The 19,902-nt window shown below is 64.0% G+C and carries 20 protein-coding genes; 9 read left to right on the top strand and 11 right to left on the bottom strand.

Translation table 11 applies throughout. The annotated features are described in order from the left end of the window. Positions 1-32: 32 nt before the first annotated feature. From IPK75_08725 to IPK75_08715, 3 genes are all read right to left on the bottom strand, one after another. Positions 33-563, bottom strand: coding sequence for a peptide deformylase (locus IPK75_08725; protein MBK8198442.1), 531 nt, complete (start codon positions 561-563; stop codon positions 33-35). Between the two features lie 43 nt (positions 564-606). Then, entirely contained in the window at positions 607-1,944 is a 1,338-nt protein-coding gene (gene rmuC / locus IPK75_08720; GenBank protein MBK8198441.1) for a DNA recombination protein RmuC, read from the bottom strand. 155 nt (positions 1,945-2,099) lie between these two features. Next, the gene (locus IPK75_08715) at positions 2,100-3,074 is read right to left on the bottom strand and encodes a nitronate monooxygenase (protein MBK8198440.1); all 975 of its coding nucleotides are present in this window, start codon (positions 3,072-3,074) and stop codon (positions 2,100-2,102) included. A gap of 134 nt (positions 3,075-3,208) precedes the next feature. Between IPK75_08715 and IPK75_08710 the strand changes: the two genes are divergently transcribed. The 4 genes from IPK75_08710 to IPK75_08695 all read left to right on the top strand — a co-directional run bounded on the left by IPK75_08710 (position 3,209) and on the right by IPK75_08695 (position 6,050). Then, the gene (locus IPK75_08710; GenBank protein ID MBK8198439.1) at positions 3,209-3,658 is read left to right on the top strand and encodes a MarR family transcriptional regulator; all 450 of its coding nucleotides are present in this window, start codon (positions 3,209-3,211) and stop codon (positions 3,656-3,658) included. Continuing rightward, on the top strand, positions 3,655-4,623 hold the full coding sequence (locus IPK75_08705; GenBank protein MBK8198438.1) for a nucleoside hydrolase: 969 nt from the start codon (positions 3,655-3,657) through the stop codon (positions 4,621-4,623). Before IPK75_08710 ends, IPK75_08705 begins: the two co-directional genes overlap by 4 nt. Then, the gene (locus IPK75_08700) at positions 4,616-5,227 is read left to right on the top strand and encodes a class I SAM-dependent methyltransferase (GenBank protein ID MBK8198437.1); all 612 of its coding nucleotides are present in this window, start codon (positions 4,616-4,618) and stop codon (positions 5,225-5,227) included. The genes IPK75_08705 and IPK75_08700 overlap by 8 nt, the downstream gene beginning before the upstream one ends. Before the next feature lie 85 nt (positions 5,228-5,312). Beyond that, positions 5,313-6,050, top strand: coding sequence for an alpha/beta hydrolase (locus IPK75_08695; GenBank protein ID MBK8198436.1), 738 nt, complete (start codon positions 5,313-5,315; stop codon positions 6,048-6,050). Positions 6,051-6,107: 57 nt separating this feature from the next. Here IPK75_08695 and IPK75_08690 read toward each other — a convergent pair whose 3' ends face one another. Next, the gene (locus tag IPK75_08690; GenBank protein ID MBK8198435.1) at positions 6,108-8,714 is read right to left on the bottom strand and encodes a response regulator; all 2,607 of its coding nucleotides are present in this window, start codon (positions 8,712-8,714) and stop codon (positions 6,108-6,110) included. A 176-nt stretch (positions 8,715-8,890) separates the two neighbouring features. Between IPK75_08690 and IPK75_08685 the strand changes: the two genes are divergently transcribed. Beyond that, complete coding sequence (locus tag IPK75_08685) at positions 8,891-10,750, top strand: DUF885 domain-containing protein (protein ID MBK8198434.1); 1,860 nt, start codon at positions 8,891-8,893, stop codon at positions 10,748-10,750. Positions 10,751-10,779: 29 nt separating this feature from the next. Continuing rightward, positions 10,780-11,400 (top strand): YceI family protein, encoded by a 621-nt coding sequence (locus tag IPK75_08680; GenBank protein MBK8198433.1) that lies wholly within the window; start codon positions 10,780-10,782, stop codon positions 11,398-11,400. Here the strand turns inward: IPK75_08680 and IPK75_08675 are convergent. Together IPK75_08675 and dksA are read right to left on the bottom strand one after the other, a co-directional pair. After that, entirely contained in the window at positions 11,387-12,469 is a 1,083-nt protein-coding gene (locus IPK75_08675; protein ID MBK8198432.1) for a FliM/FliN family flagellar motor switch protein, read from the bottom strand. The genes IPK75_08680 and IPK75_08675 overlap by 14 nt on opposite strands. A 282-nt stretch (positions 12,470-12,751) precedes the next feature. Beyond that, positions 12,752-13,198: an RNA polymerase-binding protein DksA gene (dksA, locus tag IPK75_08670; protein ID MBK8198431.1), complete on the bottom strand. Its 447-nt coding sequence runs from the start codon at positions 13,196-13,198 to the stop codon at positions 12,752-12,754. 230 nt (positions 13,199-13,428) lie between these two features. Here dksA and IPK75_08665 point away from each other — a divergent pair, with 230 nt between their 5' ends. Next, a complete protein-coding gene (locus tag IPK75_08665; protein ID MBK8198430.1) occupies positions 13,429-14,784 on the top strand; it encodes a hypothetical protein in 1,356 nt (451 codons plus the stop codon). Positions 14,785-14,842: 58 nt separating this feature from the next. Here IPK75_08665 and IPK75_08660 read toward each other — a convergent pair whose 3' ends face one another. The 3 genes from IPK75_08660 to flbT are packed head-to-tail and all read right to left on the bottom strand — an operon-like array spanning position 14,843 to position 16,200. After that, entirely contained in the window at positions 14,843-15,493 is a 651-nt protein-coding gene (locus IPK75_08660) for a MarC family protein (GenBank protein ID MBK8198429.1), read from the bottom strand. A 12-nt stretch (positions 15,494-15,505) separates the two neighbouring features. Further along, a complete protein-coding gene (locus tag IPK75_08655; protein ID MBK8198428.1) occupies positions 15,506-15,820 on the bottom strand; it encodes a hypothetical protein in 315 nt (104 codons plus the stop codon). Continuing rightward, entirely contained in the window at positions 15,820-16,200 is a 381-nt protein-coding gene (gene flbT, locus IPK75_08650; protein ID MBK8198427.1) for a flagellar biosynthesis repressor FlbT, read from the bottom strand. The genes IPK75_08655 and flbT overlap by 1 nt, the downstream gene beginning before the upstream one ends. A gap of 409 nt (positions 16,201-16,609) precedes the next feature. On the opposite strand from flbT, the gene IPK75_08645 reads away from it, so the two are divergent. After that, positions 16,610-17,491, top strand: coding sequence for a MoxR family ATPase (locus tag IPK75_08645; protein ID MBK8198426.1), 882 nt, complete (start codon positions 16,610-16,612; stop codon positions 17,489-17,491). Positions 17,492-17,541: 50 nt separating this feature from the next. After that, positions 17,542-18,288 carry a hypothetical protein gene (locus IPK75_08640; GenBank protein MBK8198425.1) on the top strand — a complete coding sequence of 249 codons (747 nt, stop codon included), beginning with the start codon at positions 17,542-17,544 and terminating at the stop codon, positions 18,286-18,288. 7 nt (positions 18,289-18,295) lie between these two features. Here IPK75_08640 and IPK75_08635 read toward each other — a convergent pair whose 3' ends face one another. Then, positions 18,296-19,048, bottom strand: coding sequence for a DUF2270 domain-containing protein (locus IPK75_08635; GenBank protein MBK8198424.1), 753 nt, complete (start codon positions 19,046-19,048; stop codon positions 18,296-18,298). Between the two features lie 39 nt (positions 19,049-19,087). Continuing rightward, positions 19,088-19,864, bottom strand: a complete 777-nt coding sequence (locus tag IPK75_08630) for a hypothetical protein (GenBank protein ID MBK8198423.1) — start codon at positions 19,862-19,864, stop codon at positions 19,088-19,090. Between the last annotated feature and the right edge of the window lie 38 nt (positions 19,865-19,902).

The following is a 19,902-nucleotide window of genomic DNA, read 5'->3' as shown; positions in this document are numbered from 1 at the left end:
CTATCGGCAATCGCGCGGCTTGGAAAGCGAGCCTAGTTTGCGTCTTCGCGGATGGCGCGGAGTTTTGCCTTCTTCACCTTGTCGATGGCGCGCTGGCGTTTCAGGCGCGACAGGTGGTCGATGAAAAGCGTGCCGTTCAGGTGGTCCATCTCGTGCTGGATGCAGACGGCGTAAAGGTCTTCCGCCCATTCGTCGACGGCGTTGCCGTTATAGTCGAGGTAGCGCAGGCGGCAGCGGACCGGGCGCTCCACCTCGTCGAAGATGTCCGGTACCGAAAGGCAGCCCTCTTCATAGGGCCGGGTCTCTTCGACCGTCTCCAGGATTTCCGGGTTCACGAAATAGCGCGGCGCCTTTTCCTCATCCTCGCGGGCAAGGTCCATCACGATGATGCGCAGTGGCACGCCGATCTGGATGGCGGCCAGGCCGATGCCCGGCGCGTCGTACATGGTTTCCAGCATGTCATCCATCAGCGCCCGGTGCGCGTCGGTAACGCCGCCTTCAACGGGCTTCGACACCTCTTTCAGGCGCGGATCGGGGACAGTGAGGATTTCGCGGATGGCCATGGCGGTCAGATATGCATGCCTTACGTCAGCGTCAACGGGTGGATTACTCCGCCGGCAGCTTCCGGGCTGGCTCCAGCGGCAACTGGCCGGTATCGGCCGGATTGGCTCGGGCCTCGATCAACCGGGGCTCTGGCGGCACCTTTCCGGGCGGGGCGATCTGCATGTCCTCGAACTTGCGTAGCGTGGGCATGACGCGCTTGTCGATGGATCCGAGCAGGCTGTTATAATGGTCCACGGAAGCGTTTAACGCCTTTCCGAGCTTGTCCGAATGGCCGAGCAGGACACCCATGCGGGTATACAGTTCAGCGCCCAGTTCGGCAGCGGCCTGCGCATTCTCGTTCATCTCGTGCTGACGCCAGAGGTGGGCGACCGTGCGGGCGAGGGCGATCAGCGTGGTCGGTGTGGTGACGATCACCGAACGGCTCATCGCCTTCTCGATCAGGTCCGGTGCATGTTCCAGTGCAGCGGCAAAGAAGTTCTCGCCCGGAATGAACATGGCGACATAGTCGAACCGATTGCCGAGATTTGACTGATAGTCCTTGGAAGCGAGCGTGTTGATGTGGCGCTGCACGCTGGTGGCGTGGGCCTTGAGGTGGGCGACGCGCTCGACAGGGTCTTCGGTATTCGTAGCCGCCATGTAGGACGCCAGCGAGACCTTGGAATCGATCACGATCTGGCGGTCTCCCGGCAGGCGGATGATGGCGTCCGGTCGCTGGCGCCCCTCCTCCGTTTCGTCATGAACCTGTTCGTTGAAGTCGCAGCGTGCCGACAGGCCGGCCTGTTCCATGACATTGCGAAGCGTCATTTCGCCCCAACGCCCGCCGCCTTTCGGCGCCGTGAGGGCGTTCACCAGCTTGCCCGTTTCGGCGGTATTGCGGTGAAGGCTTTCACCGATGGCTTTCACCTGTTCGGAAAGCAGGGACTTGTCTTCGGTGCGCACCTTCTCGATCGCTTCGACCTTCTGTCGGAAGGTTTCGAAATTCTCGCCGATCGGTTTCATTAGTTCCTTCAGTTCGCCCTGGGCTCCTTCCCTGTGGCGTTTGAAGGTTTCATCGGCGCGCTCCAGGAACAGGGCATTCGCCTGGGAGAGGACGCCTTGCGCCAGCTGCGCGAATTTCTGCTCGTCCTCGGCAGAGCGCGCCTGAAGGGCTGCGAGCTTCAGCTCGGCCTCCCGCAGCATGGCCTCCAGGGTCTGCTCCCGCTGGCGCAGCTGGGCGACGGCTGCCCGCTCGAAATCAAGATCGCGCGCGACCAGTTCGTTGCGTGCTGCGCGGCTCTGGCGGCCTTGCCAGAGGTAAACGGCGAGCCCGATCAGGGCCAGCGCGAGCGCGACATGCACGATGTCGAACCCCGCCGAGCCGATCACGATAACTGGGGTCATGGCGCGTCCTTCCGGATAGGTCGCCAGAACATAATTGGAACGCGGGGCCGCTGTCTACACCTGAGGGGCGAGCGCCCTGCCCCCGGCTGGGGAATTCCACAGCCCGGAAAAGCAAGGGTTAACAGCCGTGATCAGACCGGGAACGCCAGCCGAAATCAGGCAATCGTGCGCGCCAGCCGCTTCGAAATGATCTCCTCGGCCTGGGCCATGATCCGGTCGATCAGTTCCTTGCAGGTCGGGATATCGTAGATCAGGCCCGCCACCATGCCGCACGACCAGGCCCCGGCATCCATTTGCCCGTCGAGCATGATCTTCGGATAGACGCCAGCCACTTCCTCGATGATGTCCTCGAACTTGAGGGCCGCGCCGAGCTCCTTTTCCTTTTTCAGGAGACGCTCCACGGCGGGGTTGGTCAGCACGCGCTCGGTATTGCGCAGGGGGCGCATCACGAGGCGGGTGTCGAGTTCGGAAGCGGCGACGAGCGCCTGCTTCACGTTCTCGTGGACCGGGGCTTCTTTCGTCGCGATGAAGCGCGTGCCCATGTTCATGCCCTCGGCGCCGAGCGCCATAGCGGCGACCAGCGAGCGGCCATCGGCCATGCCGCCGGAGGCGATGAAGGGAATGTCGAGTTCGTCCATTGCGCGCGGCAGGAGGATGAAGTTCGGCACATCATCTTCGCCGGGGTGGCCGCCGCATTCAAAGCCGTCGACCGAGACAGCGTCGCAACCGATTTTCTGGGCCTTCAGGGCGTGGCGCACCGCGGTGCATTTGTGGATGACCTTGATGCCGTTTTCTTTCAGCACGGGCAGCACCTGGACCGGGTTGTTGCCGGCCGTCTCGACGACCTTCACGCCGCCTTCGATGATCGACTTGATATAGCCCGGATAGTCCGGCTGGTTGACCGAAGGCAGGAAGGTCAGGTTCACGCCGATCGGCTTGTCCGTCATGTCGCGGCAGCGGGCGATCTCGTTGGCGAGGTCTTTGGGGGTGCGCTGGGTGAGCGCCGTGATAATGCCGAGCCCGCCGGCATTGGAGACCGCCGCTGCCATTTCGGCAAAGCCGACAAAGTGCATGCCGCCCTGCACGATGGGGTGCTGGATGCCGAGCATTTCAGTGATCCGGGTTTTCATGTTTGCGTCCTCGGGTTTGCCTGCAGGCAGCTTTGGCGAAAGCACGCCGACGCTGCAAGTGTTACGAAAGGGAAGGCCATCCTGGGAATTCTGGGGGGGCTTGAATTTGACAACCAAGTTGTTAAACTGCCCACATGATTCAGCCGGATATGCTCATTGAACTTGTTGATCGCCTGTCGAAGTTCTTTTTCGTCGCCAAACGATATGGAGACGCTTTGCATGACAATATCGGCCTGACGACAGGCGAACGGGCGCTCCTGACAAGCATCTCCGCGGGTGGCGAAACCGTGCCCCGACTGGCAGACGCGCGGAGCATCAGTCGTCAGGCGATACAGAAGACGGTCGATCTTTTGGAAGCCAAGGGCCTCATTCGCAAAGTGGCACCGGAAACAGACCGGCGCAGCCGACTGCTCGAAACAACTGCCGAAGGGCGGCGGCTCCTCGAGCGTGTGCGCCAGCGCGAACGTCTGGCCGCTGCAATGCCCGTCACCGGTCTTTCAGCAGCGGATCTTGCCGCGACCGGCCGCGTCCTCGACGCGCTTGAAGCAGAACTGGCCCGGCGAACGGAAGACTTAAAGCCGTGAATCGATTTGTTCGCCTGCTGACGATACTTGGATGGCTTGCAGTGATACTGCCCGCGCAAGCGCAGTCCATATGGCTGGACGCAGATGCAGGATGTGCAGGCGCCAGAAGGACCGATCCGGATGATTGCCTCGCGCTCTACGCACTGGGCGCTTCCGGCGCAAACCTGGTAGGGATCTCCGCAACCGCCGGCAACTCCGATGCCGCGACCAGCGCTGGACTTCTGGCCGCGCTGACCACATCGATGCGAGCCTCCAAATTGCGCGTTCCTCCTCCTGTGGTGGCCGGAAAAGCGGCGGCGGAAATCTGCAAAGCGGCCGCGCGCGACAGATTGACGGTTCTGGCGACAGGCCCGCTCACCAACATCGCCTCGGCAGCCTTGGCCTGCCCCGCCGATTTCGCGGACATTGAGCGGATCATCTTCGTGGGCGGAAAGAAGGCAGGACATGTCTTTCATCCTGCAGAAGACAACATGCGCAAGGCCGCTTTTGGTCATGGCCCCATCTTCCGCGACCTGAACGTGGAACTGGACCCGAAAGCCGTCGAAACCGTGCTCGCGACGGGGGTTGCCATTCAACTAGTGACCTATGAGGCGGCCCGAGGCGTAGAACTGACTACAGGCTGGCTGGATGTGCTGGCGTCGCGCGATGCTGCTGGCGATTGGCTCGCGCAGCGTGCACGGCCCTGGCTCGCGTGGTGGCAGAGCGATATCGGAAGGGAAGGCTTCTATCCGTTTGATCTTGTGGCCGCCGCCGCGATCCTGACGCCGGAAGCCCTTGCTTGCCAAAGCGTCGAGGCCCGGGTTGCGCGCGATTCAAAGATCAGCCCCTTCGCGGGACCGATGAGCCTTTTGATCGTGTCAGCCGAGACCGGCAACACGACCGCGTGCTTGTCCCTCGCACCCGGCGGCAGCAAGCGGATCCTGAATCTGCTGGCGAGTAGCCAGGAGCCTCGCCGCCATGACTGACAAAGGACTGCCTCTCGCCATGCGTCCCGATGGCCCCCTTGGCCGCTCGTTCGGTTGGGTGATGGAGAGAATGAACGCACCGGTTTACCGCCAGATGCTTGACGCATTGGCCCTAGAAAAGGCTGAGGCGATTCTGGAGATCGGGTTTGGCACCGGTGCATTTCTCGAACTTTGCGCCCGGGCCACCCGCCCTCGCCTTCTGGCAGGCGTCGATCCAGCCCGAACGATGCTCGAAGTTGCTCAGGAACGCCTGCGCCGGTTTGAGCCGGATACGCTGATCGACCTTCGACTGGGCACCGACAACGGGCTCGATTGGCCGGAGGCGACGTTCGACAGCGTGATCGCGCTCCATTCCTTTCAGTTCTGGGAAGACCCCGCACAGACACTGCGCACCATCGGGAAACGGATGGCTCCCGGTGGTCGGCTTGGCCTGTGCTTACGCAATCATGGGGACAATCCGCCGGACTGGCTACCCAATCCCCTGAGCCGTGCTCCTGGCGAGACCGGCGCGACGGTCGAGCTTCTCCAAGAGGTCGGTTTCGCCAGCATCAGGGCGCGATCACTTGGAAGCCATTCCACGCTGGTTCTGGCTGAGCGCGGGTAAATAGCATCAACGTCTCAAGGCGAACTTCGCCACTGCTACGCCTTTGCTACAGCGAACGGTCGCGCTAAAGTGGCAAGGGGGAGAAATCATCATGATCCTTTTTGTTCACGGAGTCCCGGACACCGCGATCCTGTGGGATCCACTTATAGCCGCGCTCAGCCTGCAGCCGGATTCCTATCGCGCGCTGTCCCTGCCGGGCTTCGGCAATCCGGTTCCGGCCGGTTTCAGCTGCACCAAGGATGCCTATGCCGACTGGCTCGTGCAGCAGATGGCAGCGGCCGGCGAGCCGGTGCACATCGTCGGGCATGACTGGGGCGCGTTGCTGGTGCTGCGCGCTGCCTCGCTCCGGCCGGATCTCGTCTCCAGCTGGTGCGTGACCAACGCGCTGATCGACAAGGAATACTCCGGCCATCGCACCGCTCGCATGTGGGCGACGCCTCTGCTCGGCGAACTCGTGATGCTCGGTATGCGGAACAAGGAAAGGCTGGAAGCAAGCCTCATCGAAGGCGGCATGCCGGCGAGCCTCGCGAAGGCGGAAGTCCCGCACATCGACAAAACGATGCGCCAGTCGATCCTCAAGCTCTACCGCTCGGCGCTCGGCCTCAATTTCCGAGGGGCCTGGGTGGATGATCTCGCGAACCTGCCGAAACGCGGCCAGCTGTTCTGGGGCGAGACCGATCCCTTCGTGGACATCTCGGTCGCAGAGCGCTTCTCGAAGATGTGGGGCACGCCGCTGCATGTAGCACGCGGCGCCGGCCACTGGGCCTGCCATGAACGCGCGCCGGAATTTGCCGGGCTGCTCGCAGCGCACTGGTCGCGCTGAAGCGTCGCTGCGAAAAGCGGGGACTGGTTTTCGGGCGAGCGCCGCGACGCTTTTAATCTAAGCGGCAACTTGTTGAGGCGTGCCGATCTCGCGTTTCACAAGCTCCGACAACTGACGAACCGAGAAGGGCTTCGGCAGGAACGAGACCGCACGGTCGTCGAGCTGCTTGGCGAGTTCCTGTTCGGCATAGCCGGAGATGAAGATGACACGCGCATGGCCGAGCTTTTCGCGGGCCTGCTTGATAAGCGTCGGGCCGTTCATGCCAGGCATCACCACGTCGGAAATCACGAGGTCGAAATGGCCCGGCTTGGCGTTGATGATTTCCAGCGCCTCCTCGCCGTCCTCGGCCTCCTCCACCTCGTAGCCGCGCGAGCGCAGCACGGAGACGGCGATGTCGCGCACGCCGGCCTCGTCCTCGATGACGAGGATTCGGCCACGGCCGGACAGATCCACCGGGCGCTGCGCCGCGCGCTGCTCGATCGCCGGATCAGCCGCCTGCGGAATTTCCTCCGCTGCAAGGGCTGGCAGGTAGACATGGAAATTGGTGCCTTTGCCCATCGCGGAGACCGGCTCGATATAGCCGCCGGACTGCTTGATGATGCCGAACACGGTCGCAAGGCCGAGGCCCGTGCCGCTGCCCTTTTCCTTGGTGGTGAAGAAGGGATGGAAGATCTTGTCTTTCAGTTCCTTCGGAATGCCGCCGCCGGTGTCTTCCACCTCGATCAGGAGGTATTCGCCATCCTCGACATAGTCGAAGCCCTTGGCGCGCGCGTCGCGGCCCGTGGAGCGGCTGGTGCGGATTGTCAGCTTGCCTCCGTCGCGGTGCGACAGCATCGCATCGCGCGCATTGGTGACGAGGTTTATGATCGCCGTTTCCAGCTGGCCCTTGTCGGCGCGAATCCATGGCACGTCGCGGCCATGGTTGACCTCGAAAGTGATACGCTCGTCGACTGCGCCGCGCAGGAGCAGCGAGAAGTGCGTCAGGAAGTCGGTCGTGTTGAACACTTCACGCTTGAACGTCTGCTCGCGCGCATAGGCGAGCAGGCCGCGAACGAGATCTGCCGAGCGCACGGTCGACTCATGGATGGCCTTCAGGTTGTCATAGGACGGATCGCCGATGGGATGGCGGTTCATCAGGAATTCGCAGTTGCCGCTGGTCACCTGCAGCATGTTGTTGATCTCGTGCGCGATGCGGCCAGCAATGTTGCCGATGGCCTGCATCTTCTCGCCATGCGCGAGGCGGTGCTCGAGCAGCCGGTGCTCGGAAATGTCCACGACATAGGCGACCGAAGGCCGGCCTTGCGCGTTCAGCGTGACGAACACGTTGGCATGCTTGACCTTGTCCTCGCTGACCGCGCCGGTGAGCTTCAGCGCCACTGGCTTGTCGACGGCATGGATCAGCGCTTGGGCCACCGCGTCCGGGCCTTCCTCGTCGGACTCGAACAGGTCCGAGAAACGCGATCCGGGCGTCGCGCGCCCGCCGGTCAGTTCCATCAGTGCCCGGTTGGCATCGAGGATGATCGCGCCGTCCACACGGTCGCCGTCGAGGCGCACCGCGCCGAAGGGCGCATCATCGAACATCGGGTCGCCGTCGGGACGTACCGGACGCGAGGCGCCCTGCAGGGCAAAGCGGTCGCCCTCTCCGTTCAGCACCTGCGGGCTCGGCAGCAGGATCACGCGGCCATGGGCGTCCGCGCCCTTGCCCGACCAGGTGGTGATCGCGGTCACCGGCTGTTCCACGCCGTCGCGCGCGCGCAGCTGGATGTCAGCCCGGCCCGGTGCGCCCGTCTTGCGATCACGGCCAAGCATCTTGACGAATTCGGGGCGCATGATGTCGTCGAGGCGCACATTCTTCGCCGTTTCCGGCAGGCCCAGCATCTCGCGCAGGTAATTGTTCGCGTAGGTGATCGTGCCGTCCGGGCGCGCGGCGAAGAAGCCCATCGGGGCGTCTTCGACGTACAGCGATTTCATGTCGGCCGCACCGGTCGCTTCCAGCTGGCCGGCGATGCGGCGGATACGCCACAGCACGCGCCCCCGCGGCAGCGGCGCGACGGTGATTTCGAACTGCGCCGGCACCTGTTCCGGGCCAAGCGTCACCACCGGCAACAGCTCGCGGCGGCGGATGCCGGCCTTGGCGGCTTTGGAAAGGCGGTAGATCGGTGCGGTGAGGCCGTGGATGGCGCCGAACAGGCGGTCAACCGTAACCGGGCCGGACTCACTCGGCCCCGTGATCAGCGTCTGCGAGGCCAGCTCACCATAGGCCTCATTGGCGGCAACCGGGGCGCCGCCCGGATCGGTGACGAGAACGGCTTCCTCGAGCGCATCAATCCAGGGGAAACGCGGCGCGCCGGCATTGGCGATCCGGGCCGCAGCGCCTCGCTCAGGAAACAGGCCGATGAAGCGGCCAGCCCCGCGCACGGTCCACAGCAGGAAAACGAGACCGCCGGATGCCATGGTGATCAGCAGGATCGACCCCGTGGCCCCGGACGCATGCGGGCGCACCAGAGAGACACTGGCAGCAGCAATCGACAGGAGGAGACAGGCCCAGAAGCCCAGCTGAAGCAGGTCCACCTTGCGGCCTGCGACACCTGTGGCGGTGGTCTCCGCCTCCTCGGCCGTGCCGAGGATGTGGGCCAGATCAAGGGTTTCGTTGTCTTTTTTCATTTTCTACCGCCAATTCACCCGGCCTGCCGCCGGAAGCGCGACTTTCCCGGCGCAGACGGAGGTCCGCGCACGGTATTTTCATGGTTACTTCGTTCTCGCACGTCAAAGGTTAACGAATCCGAAAATACCGTTAAGACAAGTTCAAACAATTGCCCAAACAGAACAGGATTCGGCTCATGACGATAATGCGCTCCGCCTTCGCGCTCGCTCTCCTCGGAACGGTGGCAGCCTGCGGCACCCCGCCCCGCGCGGAGGCCCCGGTTGCCGCGTTCTCGCAAGAGGCTATTGCTGCCGAATCGGTGCGCCTGAACGAATGGTTCGAGACGAAGTTCGACGAGGCCGTCGCCCGCGATCCGATGCGCCAGACCTATCTGGGCATCAAGGACCGTTACGGCGAGTGGACCGACGCGTCCGAGGCGTTTGAGCTGGCCGAACTGGAAATCCAGCGCGCCGAAGTGGCCGAGATGAAAGCCAACTTCGACTTCAACAAGCTGGACCACCAGACCCAGCTGTCCTGGCGCCTGGCGGAGTACCAGCTGGAGCGGGCCGAAGCGGCGTTCCCTTACCGGGGTCACAGCTACACCTTCAACCAGATGTTCGGCGTCCAGTCCGGCATCCCGGCCTTCCTGATCAACCAGCACAAGGTGACCAGCGCTTCGGATGCCGAGGCCTACATTTCCCGCCTGAAAGGCGTGCCCGCCTATCTCGGCCAGAACGTCGCCAATGCGAAGGAAGCCTCGGACAAGGGCATCCAGCCGCCGGCCTTCGTGTACGACTACGTCCTCTCGGATTCGCAAGGCATGATCACCGGCTATCCGTTCACAGGCACAGGCGATGGCACGGATGACAGCCCGCTGATGGCGGACATCCGCGGCAAGGTCACCGCGCTGGCCGACAACAGCACGATCACCGAGGAAGCCGCCGCCGACCTGATCGGCCGCGCCGCCGACGCGCTGAAAACCGCCGTCGGCCCGGCCTATGAGGCCGCCATCGCCGAACTCAAGCGCCAGCAATCCATCGCCACCACCGAAGACGGTGCCTGGAAGCTCCCCGACGGCGCGGCCTATTACAATGCCCAGCTTGCCCAGATGACAACGACTGATCTGACGGCGGATGAAATCCACCAGATCGGTCTCGACGAGGTGGCCCGCATCCACGGCGAGATGCAGGCAATCATGGCGCAGGTCGGCTTCACCGGTACGCTGCAGGAATTCTTCGAATTCATGCGCACCGACCCGCAATTCTACAAACCGGAAACGGAAGAAGGCAAAGCCGAGTATCTCGCCGAAGCCGTCGCCGCGATCGAGACGATGAAGGGCGACCTGCCGAAACTCTTCAACACCTTTCCGAAGGCCGACATGGAAGTGAAAGCGGTTGAAGCCTTCCGCGAGAAATCCGCCGGCAAGGCCTTCTATTCGCGCCCCGCGCCGGATGGCAGCCGCCCAGGCATCTATTACGCGAACCTCTATTCGATGGCCGACATGCCGACCTACCAGCTGGAAGCGCTCGCCTTCCATGAAGGCATCCCCGGCCACCACATGCAGATTGCCATCGCGCAGGAGCTGGAAGGCATTCCGAGCTTCCGCAAGTATGGCGGCTATACCGCCTATTCGGAAGGCTGGGGCCTCTACTCGGAACTCGTGCCGAAAGAGCTCGGCTACTATTCCGATCCGTACTCGGACTTTGGCCGCCTCGCGATGGAAATCTGGCGCGCCGCCCGCCTCGTCGTGGATACAGGCCTGCATGACAAGCAATGGACCCGCGAACAGGCGATCCAGTACCTGATGGACAATACGCCGAACCCGCAGGGCGACTGCGAAAAGGCAATCGAGCGCTATATCGTGATGCCGGGCCAGGCGACCGCCTACAAGATCGGCATGCTGAAGATCGTCGAGCTGCGCGAACGCGCCCGCACCCAGCTGGGCGACCAGTTCGACATCCGGGAGTTCCATGACATCGTATTGAGAGACGGCGCCGTGCCCCTCGCGGTGCTTGAGGAGACGGTGGACGCATGGCTCGAGAGCAAGAAGGCGTAAGACCTATCACACAGGGGCGAAAGGCGGCCGTGCTCGGCCTCCTACTGCCCCTGATGTCGCTGGCCGGCTGCAACACGCTGGCCGCGACCTTCCTGAAGCCCGATGTGCAGGTTGCCCCGGCCAGCGTGCCGGCGGGCGACTACACGCTCGATCCGGCGCACGCCTCGCTCTTCTTCCGGATCAACCATCTCGGCTATTCGACCTATGTCGGCCGTTTCGAGCGTTTCGAGGCGAGCCTGACGGGAGATCCCGCCGCTCCGGAATCGGCGATCGTCACCGCCATCGTCGACATGACCTCGCTGAACATCGCCAATCCCGAGTTCGCCGCCGAACTGATGGGGCCCGACTGGTTCGATGCCGCCGCGTTTCCGCAGGCGAGCTTCAAGACCTATGGCCTCAAGATCACCGGCGAGAACGAGGCCGATATCAGCGGCGACCTGACCCTGAAGGGCAAGACGCAGGCTGTCGTCCTCAAGGCAAAGCTGAACGGCAGCGGCTATGACCGGCTGCGCGGCGCGGACGTTGTCGGCTTCTCGGCCACGCTGCCGATCAGCCGCGCGGCGTTCGGAATCGACAGGTTCTCCGGCCTGCTGGCGGACGAGGTCGAAATCCAAATCGAGGCTGAGTTCGTGAAGGCTAAGCCCGGTTGAGCGGGCCGAGTGCCGGGCCGCGCCGCGTGATGCGCAGCGCAATGCGCCCGCCCCGGCGACCGATCTCGGCTTCGGCGGCGAGCACGCCGCCCTCCCCGCCCGAGATGAGTTCGACCGGCTGATCCGCTGGTACGCCTAGCAGCAGAGTCGCGCCCGGCTTCAGGCCGGAAAGCTTCGACAGCGGCACCGCCAGGCTCGCCACCCGCACCGTCAGCGTCGCCGACAGCGCGCCCTGCGCCGGGTGTGCGTTGACCACTGCCGGCCCCTGTCCGGCTTCCGGCTTAGGCGGCGAGGCAATGGCGCCCGCCACGATCAGCTGTGCACGGAAGGTTTCCGTCTGCATGCGCATCGAGAATTCGGTGACGAGCGCTTCGCTCGGCGGCGCAATCGCGGCTGCGAAGGCAAGCTCGGTTTCGAGGCCGGAGAAGCTCAGTTCCGAAGCCACGCCCTGCGCCAGCGGGCGCACGAGCGCTTCCAGCAGCGCCAGATCAATCGGGCTGAGCGGCCGCGCGGCCCCGCCCCGTTCGCGCGCGCCGCAGGCCGTCTCGATCAGTAGCTGCGCCAGGCCCGGCGAAAGGACAAGCATCGCGCCGATATCGCCGCCGGGTGTCGCAAAGCAGGCAATCGCCTGGCCGCGGTCCTCATCCGACTGGCGCACGGCGGCATCGAACGGCCCCCGCCCGATCCCGGTGACCGCCGCGGCAATGGGCAGGCCGCAGCTTTCGCGCATCGCCATTGACAGGCGTGCTGCAAACCGGCGGGCGGTATCATGGTCCTCATGACGCTGCTGGACGGGCGCGCCGAACTCCTCGACCGGCCGCGTGGACGCGGCGACAGGCGCAGGCTCAGGCGGCAGGTCGGACAGGTCCGGACGCAGCAGCGCTTCGATCTCGGCGGGGCTCAGCAATCCGCGTGCGGTCATCAGGGGTCTGTCCGGTTCGGCCGCCTCGAAACTTCGCGGCATGTCCGCCATCACCTGCCCTTGCCGGCGGGGCGGCATGTCCCAGCCGTCATCGGCGCTGTCTGGCAGCGCCGGCGCAGGTCGGGGCGCGGCAGAGTTCCGGGTCATCCCCCTTAATCGCCCGGATCAGGTTAACGACCCGTTAGGGAAATCCCGCCGGCCAAGGGTGTTAAGCGCAGCGCCCTGTGGATTCAGCTTAATCCGGCAAATTTAACCCGCCGGTCAGGGCTTGGTAAGGCGCGATTCGGAAGTTGGGCGCATTGTGTCTTCATTGCTGAAGGGGAAACCTTGAGAGTTCCGCCAAGGCGTTTGGGTGAGTGGTAGAATTAAAAAAGGCGGTGCTCCTTCCCGGGAGCGCCGCCTTTCAGGTTTTGGATCTGGAGCGGGGCTCTAGTCGTCGCGCAGGGTGCGTTCCTTGCGCTCGTGACGCTCCTGCGCCTCGAGGCTCAGCGTGGCGGTCGGACGCGCTTCGAGGCGGCGCAGGCCGATCGGCTCGCCGGTGGCTTCGCAATAGCCGTAGGTGCCATCCTCGATGCGGCGCAGGGCGGAGTCGATCTTGGAGATCAGCTTGCGCTGGCGATCCCGCGTGCGCAGCTCGAGAGCCTTGTCACTTTCGGCCGAGGCGCGGTCGACGATGTCCGGCAGCGAGCCCGATTCGTCCTGGAGATTGTGGATGGTCTGCTTGGCGCCGTTGAGGATGTCGGCTTTCCAGTCTTCCAGCAGGCGCCGGAAATAAGCGCGCTGGCGTTCATTCATGAACTCTTCGCCGTCGGACGGACGATAGTCGTCTGAAAGATCGATGCTCACCGCAGGCTCCTTCACGCGTTTCCGTGCCATATAGATCGACCCTCGATTCGGCGCAATCGCGCGCGCTGTTAACTTATTTCCAACATAATCAAGTCCTTACACCAAAAATACGACATTTCCACGAAACTTTCGAGCCTTTTGGTGCAGTAGGGCGCGCGCTGCAGTGCAAGTTGCACACCGGCACTTGATCTTTGGGACCCCGGCAGTCTCTATGGCGCACGTCCCCCCACCGCTGCGCTTTCCACGGTTTCCCCACCTGAATGGCCAAACAACGCAAACAACCGACCAAGCAGGCTGGCTGGATGCTGGCGGTGATGTTCAACTCATTGTTGATCCTCCTGCCGGTGATTGCGGCAAACACCGTCAAGCAGGCTTACGAGGGGGTCGGGGTCGCCGAGCAGCCCACCATCGATGCGATCATCCAGACCAAGGACAGGATTGATGACGCGTTCGAGGATCTTTCGCCGAAAGAAGCGAGCCGCAAGCTCCCCTTCTGGCAGGACAAGGTCCAGCGCGCACTCGAGGACAAGGACGTCGACGCATTGCGCGGCTATCTGATCGCCGCTCCGTCGATGCTCGGCAACGATCTCGGCAAGCAGGTGCGCGCGCGCGCTGAGGCAGAGACCAAAGGCACCGCCGACGAGCGCATGATCCGCGCCGCCTTGCAGAAGATGCCGGAGAGCGTCGCCCGAGCTATCGAATACGAGATCGGCCTGCCGCAGACACCGATCATACCGCCTGAGCCCGAAGCCGCACCGGTTGTTGCAGCGGCGTCCGATGCAGCGCCCGGCGCCGCGGCTGCCGGCAGAGAAACAGGCGCCGCACCGGATGCGGCCGCCGTGCCCGCTGAAGTCCGCTCGGACGAGGAAGAAATCGGCGAAGTGCTGGAGGCCGGCGTGCGTCCGGAACTCGACTGGCGCTTCCGCTTGCTCGGCAACTATGGCGACCTCGCCGCCATGTCCCAGCGCTGGATCGGCGGCGACTTGTCCGATGGTATCGTCTTCAAGCTCACCGGCATCGGCCTCGTGCAGCAGGGCATCAGCGACGGCCTGTCGGACGCCAACATCCGCGCCGTCTCCATCGTCAAATCCGCCAGCCGCTCCAAGCGCCTGACACCGGAGTTCACCGCCTATCTCGATGAGCGCACCGGCGCCGCCGTCCCGCGCGAGGTGCTGACCCCGGCGCTGGAAGCCGCGCTGAAGGATCTCGCCACCACCGACGTGCGCGGCGCCCGCGTGCGCGACGCGTTCGAGAAATCCATCGACCCCGCCGGCCTGATCCGGCTGGAAACCGACCTCGAACAGATCGACAAGATCGCGACGCTCACCAGCCCTACCGCCGCGCTGACCCTGCTGTCTTATGTCGAGGACGGCACCGACCTGCGCCGCGCGCGCATGCTGGCCGAAGCCGGCGGCATGCAGGCGGTTGCGCTCGTCAAGGAACGCGGCACAGAAGCCCTGCGCGTCGCCGATGCGGGCGTGCGCTGGGACAATTCGATGGTGCTGGAAATCATGAGCCTCACCGCCGCTGGCATGCTGCTCTTCTGGGTCGCCCTGTCGACGATCCGGATCTACTTCCCCAAGCGCAAGCCGAAGGCCGAACTGATCGGCGCCTGAATTTTTCAATTTGCGCGGCGTTTTCCCGAAAACGGATACCACTTTTCGGAACGCCGCTTCAGCCCAGACTGAACGCGCCCCGGATTCCATCGATCAGCAGCTGCGCTGACAGGGCCGCCAGGATGACACCGAGGATACGCGTGATGGCCCCGGCCACGCTCGCGCCGATCAGGCGCACGATGGGTCCGGCAAGCAGGAAGATTACCAGCGTGATCAGAAGGTTCAGGCCGATGGCGGCCAGCACCACGCCCTGCTCCTGCCAATTTGCTGCTTCCGACATATAGAACATCGCCGTGGCAATCGAGCCCGGCCCGGCAATCATCGGAATACCCATCGGAAAGACCGAGATATCATCCGGCTGCGGAAGGTTCTTATGCTCTTCCAGAACTTCTTCGGCCCGGTTCTCGCGCCGCTCGGTGCGCTTCTCGAAAACCATGTCGAGCGCGATCAGGAACAGCAGCGCGCCGCCGGCAATCCGGAAGGCGTCGAGCGAAATGTGCATCGCCCCGAGCAGCCAGGCGCCGCCGAACGCAAAGAACAGCATGATCAGCGAGGCAACGAAGACGGATTTGTAGGCCATCTTCCGGCGGTGCGTGGCCGGCGTGCCCGCGGTCAGCGTCGCAAAGATCGGCGCCACGCCCGGCGCGTCGATCAGCACGAAGAATGTGACGAAGGCCGCGGTGAAGAGGGAAATGAGTTCAGGGGTCATGCGCGCAGCGCCTTAAGGCTTGCGCGTCGCCGCGTCGAGGATTTCCCGCACAGCCGGGGCCACCGTCACTTCGGTGGCCGGCGGCTTGAGCCGTGACAGGTCGCCGCCGTCCTTTGACAGGGCGGTCAGCATCTTGTGGCCGCGCAGGCGCTGCAGCAAGCCGTCGGTGCCGCGCGGCGTGTCGGCCGAGGCAAAGCGCCCGCCGCCAAGATCAACCCGAAGGCCTTCGCCCTTGCCTGCTTCCAGCAGCCGGATGGCCTCGTCGAGGCCCACCGCCGGAGGTGTATTCAGCGACAGAGAGGCGCGTAGTGTATTGCCCTCGGCCATCACGCCTCCTCCGTCTGGACCGACGGCATCAGTTTGCGGCAGCGGCTCAACGCGCGGTAAAGGTCGCCCGCCACCACATCGGCGGAAATCTGCAGCACGTCGTCGTGCGCATCCGGCATCTCGGCCAGGAGGCCCGCCAGCGCATCCGCCGTCTGCGTGTAAAGCGGCCCATCGACCTCGCCGAGCAAGTACATCTGCATCACGGCAAAATAGGCGCGCCCTGCGGGGGTCGCGGCATCGGCGGGCTTCAGGATGTCCTTTTCGCGGAGGACACGCGCCTGCGTCTCGAGCAGCAGCACGCCACGCCGGTCGCCGTTGCGCACAACGGCGCCGTTCACCACGAAGGTTTCGCCGGGCTTGAGGGAGAGTTTGAGTGGCATACTGCGCTGAACCTCGTCCTGCGGACTGATCCAAGTTCGCACACAGGCGTTAACGCTTGATTGCCATCAATTTACCAACCCGAAGGGCCCCCGCGGGAACCATCCGCGGGCATCGAAAGCAGGGGCCGGGGAGGCTGCCATGCGCCCGTCTCAGGAGGGCGTTGGATCATAAGTCCTGCACAATCCCGGGCACCCCGACATGAAGCCGGATCGATCGGGGAAGGTGCGGCGCGTGTCTGAAGCTTGAGCCTCTGTGGCGCAGCGCATGGCCATTCCTGTTTACCACAATCACCCCCTTCCCTTAAGTGAATTCGATGTTGCATTGCAGCGCTTTCCTATAGGTCAGCGCTTGCCCGGTGGCGGGCGGGCTTTATGGTGAAGCGGTAAGATTTCAGAGGGATCAGGGCCGATGCGCTTCGAAGGAACCAGCAATTATGTGGCAACAGACGACCTGCGGGTGGCCGTCAACGCGGCGATCTCGCTGGAGCGTCCGCTCCTGGTCAAGGGCGAGCCGGGCACCGGCAAGACCGTGCTGGCGATCGAAGTTGCGAAGTCTCTCGGCCTCGAGCTGATCGAGTGGCACATCAAGTCGACCACCAAGGCCAACCAGGGCCTCTACGAGTATGACGCGGTCTCGCGTCTCCGCGACGGCCAGATGGGCGAAGAGCGCGCCAAGGACGTCAAGAACTACATCAAGAAGGGCAAGCTCTGGGAGGCCTTCACCTCGAAGAAGCGCCCCGTGCTGCTGATCGACGAGATCGACAAGGCCGACATCGAATTCCCGAACGACCTCCTGCAGGAACTCGACCGGATGGAGTTCTATGTCTACGAGACCAATGAGGTCGTGAAGGCGAAGGTCCGCCCGATCGTCATCATCACCTCCAACAACGAGAAAGAATTGCCGGACGCTTTCCTGCGCCGCTGCTTCTTCCACTTCATCAAGTTCCCGGACGAGCCGACGATGCGCGCCATTATCGACGTCCACTTCCCCGGCATCAAGAAGAAGCTTGTCGGCGATGCGCTCTCGACTTTCTACGCCATGCGCGAACTGCCGGGCGTGAAGAAGAAGCCTTCGACCTCCGAATTGCTCGACTGGCTGAAGCTCTTGATGAACGAGGACATCGACCTCGAGACGATGCGCGAGAAGAACCCCGAAGCGCTGACCCCGCCCCTTCACGGCGCCCTGCTCAAGAACGAACAGGACGTTGCCCTGTTCGAACGCCTCGCCTTCCTCTCCCGCCGCACGGACGGCGGAAATTCGGGCGGCGGACGGCGCGGCCCGGCGGGCTAGACACTTGATCGCGGCTCCTGCAATCTCGGAGAGAAAGCAGGAGACCCGTGATGCGCTACCGAAACCTTAGACTGGCATTGGCATCCGGGGCACTCGCTCTGGTCTGCGCCGCCTGCGCGTCCACTCCGGAGAGTGAGGACGTCACGATTTATGTAAACTCGGACACCGGGCTTTACAGCACAGACGCCAACGCTTCGCCCGAGGCGAAAGCCATCGTCGACATGATGAACAAGACGCTGCCACCGAAAGAGCCGGCCGCAGCACTTTCGGATGCCGAGATCTTGAAAGCCGACGATGCTGGCAACCTCACTCACGTCCAGTCAGGTCTTATGTGCCCAGCCGAATGGACGGGGTTTTCGCGCACGGATGCACACATCTACGAGAGCGACGGACAGAATGTTGGCTGCACCTACTTGCAGGGCGACTCGCTGATGTCGTTCTACGCCTACCGCAATGGCGGCACGGTCGCGGATGAGGTGGACTTGGTGATGGAGCAAGTGGTGAAAGGCCGGCATCCCGTGCACACGCCCGCAACAATCGAGACCTTCGAAAACGCACCGCCGCCCGGCGCTTTTGCCTACGGCGTAATCGGCTACACAGACAGCAATGGCGTGGCGATGAAGTCCGGCGTCCTGATCAAACAGATCTCAGGCTGGCGGATGAAACTGCGGTTTACGTATCCGGCGTCGGAATCTTCCCGCGACGAAGCCTTCATCGTTGCATCTTCCATGGGACAGCAGGACGCGATCCAGAGCCTTGCTAAAGCAAACAAGCCGGGCTCCGGCAACACGATCTGAGCCCGGACTACCCCAGCGCCGTCTCGTGCGGGTTGACGGCCTGGCCGTAGTTCACGTCGTCGCGGCTCTTCAGGAAGTCGGCCATCTTCGTCTTGTCGGTGCGCTCGTCCCACCAGGTCTTCCAGGCGATGAAGCCCCAGGCGGCGTGGAAGCCGAGACCTGCCGCGATCGACAGCCAGCCGGGGATCGGCCCGATATGCGCGCGGCGCATGAAGTGGTCCCACGAGGTGACATCGACCGGGTGAATCGCGATCTTCGCAAAGTAGGCCGCGCCGAGGATCGCAAAGATATAGCCGTAGTTGCGCCGCAGGCGACGGCCGACGCAGCGGATCATCGAGATGCGGTATTGCGGCTTCTCGTAATCGTCCGACAGCGCCGTGCCGCGGTCGAGCTGGATCTTAGCGCCCTCCCCGCGCAGGATCGGCACCATGAAGGCGATTTCCATCACGCGCGCCCTGAAGCGCCAGACATAGAAGAAGCGATAACGGCGCGCCTCCAGCATCAGGAAGACGATGCACAGCATGCCCACCAGCACGATCGGGAACGGCGAGGCGCGCTCGTTCGCAAAGGCAACCGAGAGGCCGATGCCTGTCGAGATCACCGCCCAGTTGGTCGTCTGGTCCAGCCGCTGGCGCCAGACCGTCGAGCGGTAGACTTCGGCCCGGTAGAGGTGTGACAGCGCCGTCACTTCAGCCGGGCCGCACTGGCCTTCGGCTGGCAGGGGAACCATGTCCGCATCGGTTTCATCGAGCGTGTCCATGTATCCGCTATGACTCAAAGATGGCGGGCGGGAAAGGCTTTACGCCTGTTTCGTGCAATAGCCGAGCGACACCAGGGGCGCGATGCCCTCCAGCGCCTGGCGCACATGGCTGGTGTCGCCGGCGGCGTCACCGGCGCGGATATCCTGCGCCAACGCCCCGGCATTGCCGGTGATGCGCGCGCGCCAGAGCTTGTAGCGCAGCGCGTCGGGCGCCGCCGTCAGCGCCACGGCGCGGTCGAAACCGGCGAGTTTGCAGTCTCGCATCATCCTCTCCGCCAGCACATGACCGAAATCGGCGCGCTCGAAGGCGTCGAGGCGGATGCCGCTGACCTGCCGGCCGTCCGGCGTGCCCGCCAGCGCGAACATCAGCTCGATCAGCCGCGCCCGCTGCTTGCTGTCCGGCGCGAACTCGGCCGCTGCCGCCATGATCTCCGGCCGGCCCATCTGCAGCGGCGCGGCGCCTTCACGGGCGCGCTGCAGGAAACCTTCCCATCCATATTCACGCACGGCCGTCTCGGCGGTGCGGCGTACGTAATCCTCTTCGGCCATGTCGACCGGCACATCGCCGAGCCGACGGTCCCAGCTCGCCCGCGCTGCCTTGTCCTTAAGCTGCAAGGCCAGCGGCGCGAACAGCGGCTTCACCCGCTCCAGTTTCTCGGGCGGCAGCAGCAAGGCCGATGTCCAGGCGGCGTCCAGCAGGCAGGCCGCTTCGCCGGCCGGCAGGCACGCGGTTGCCAGAGGCTGGGCCGGTTTCGCCAGCGCCGGCGCGCCGAGGCTCATGGCCGTCATCAGGAGGAGGATTGCCGCTCGCTTCATGCCGGCTCCCTAGCCCGGCGCCGGTGAATGCAGCATGA

The organism is Acidobacteriota bacterium (genome assembly GCA_016712445.1).
In the GTDB taxonomy this organism is placed as follows: domain Bacteria; phylum Pseudomonadota; class Alphaproteobacteria; order Caulobacterales; family Hyphomonadaceae; genus Hyphomonas.
Note: the sequence above shows the minus strand (reverse complement) of the source record. Positions and strands in the feature narration are given on the sequence as shown.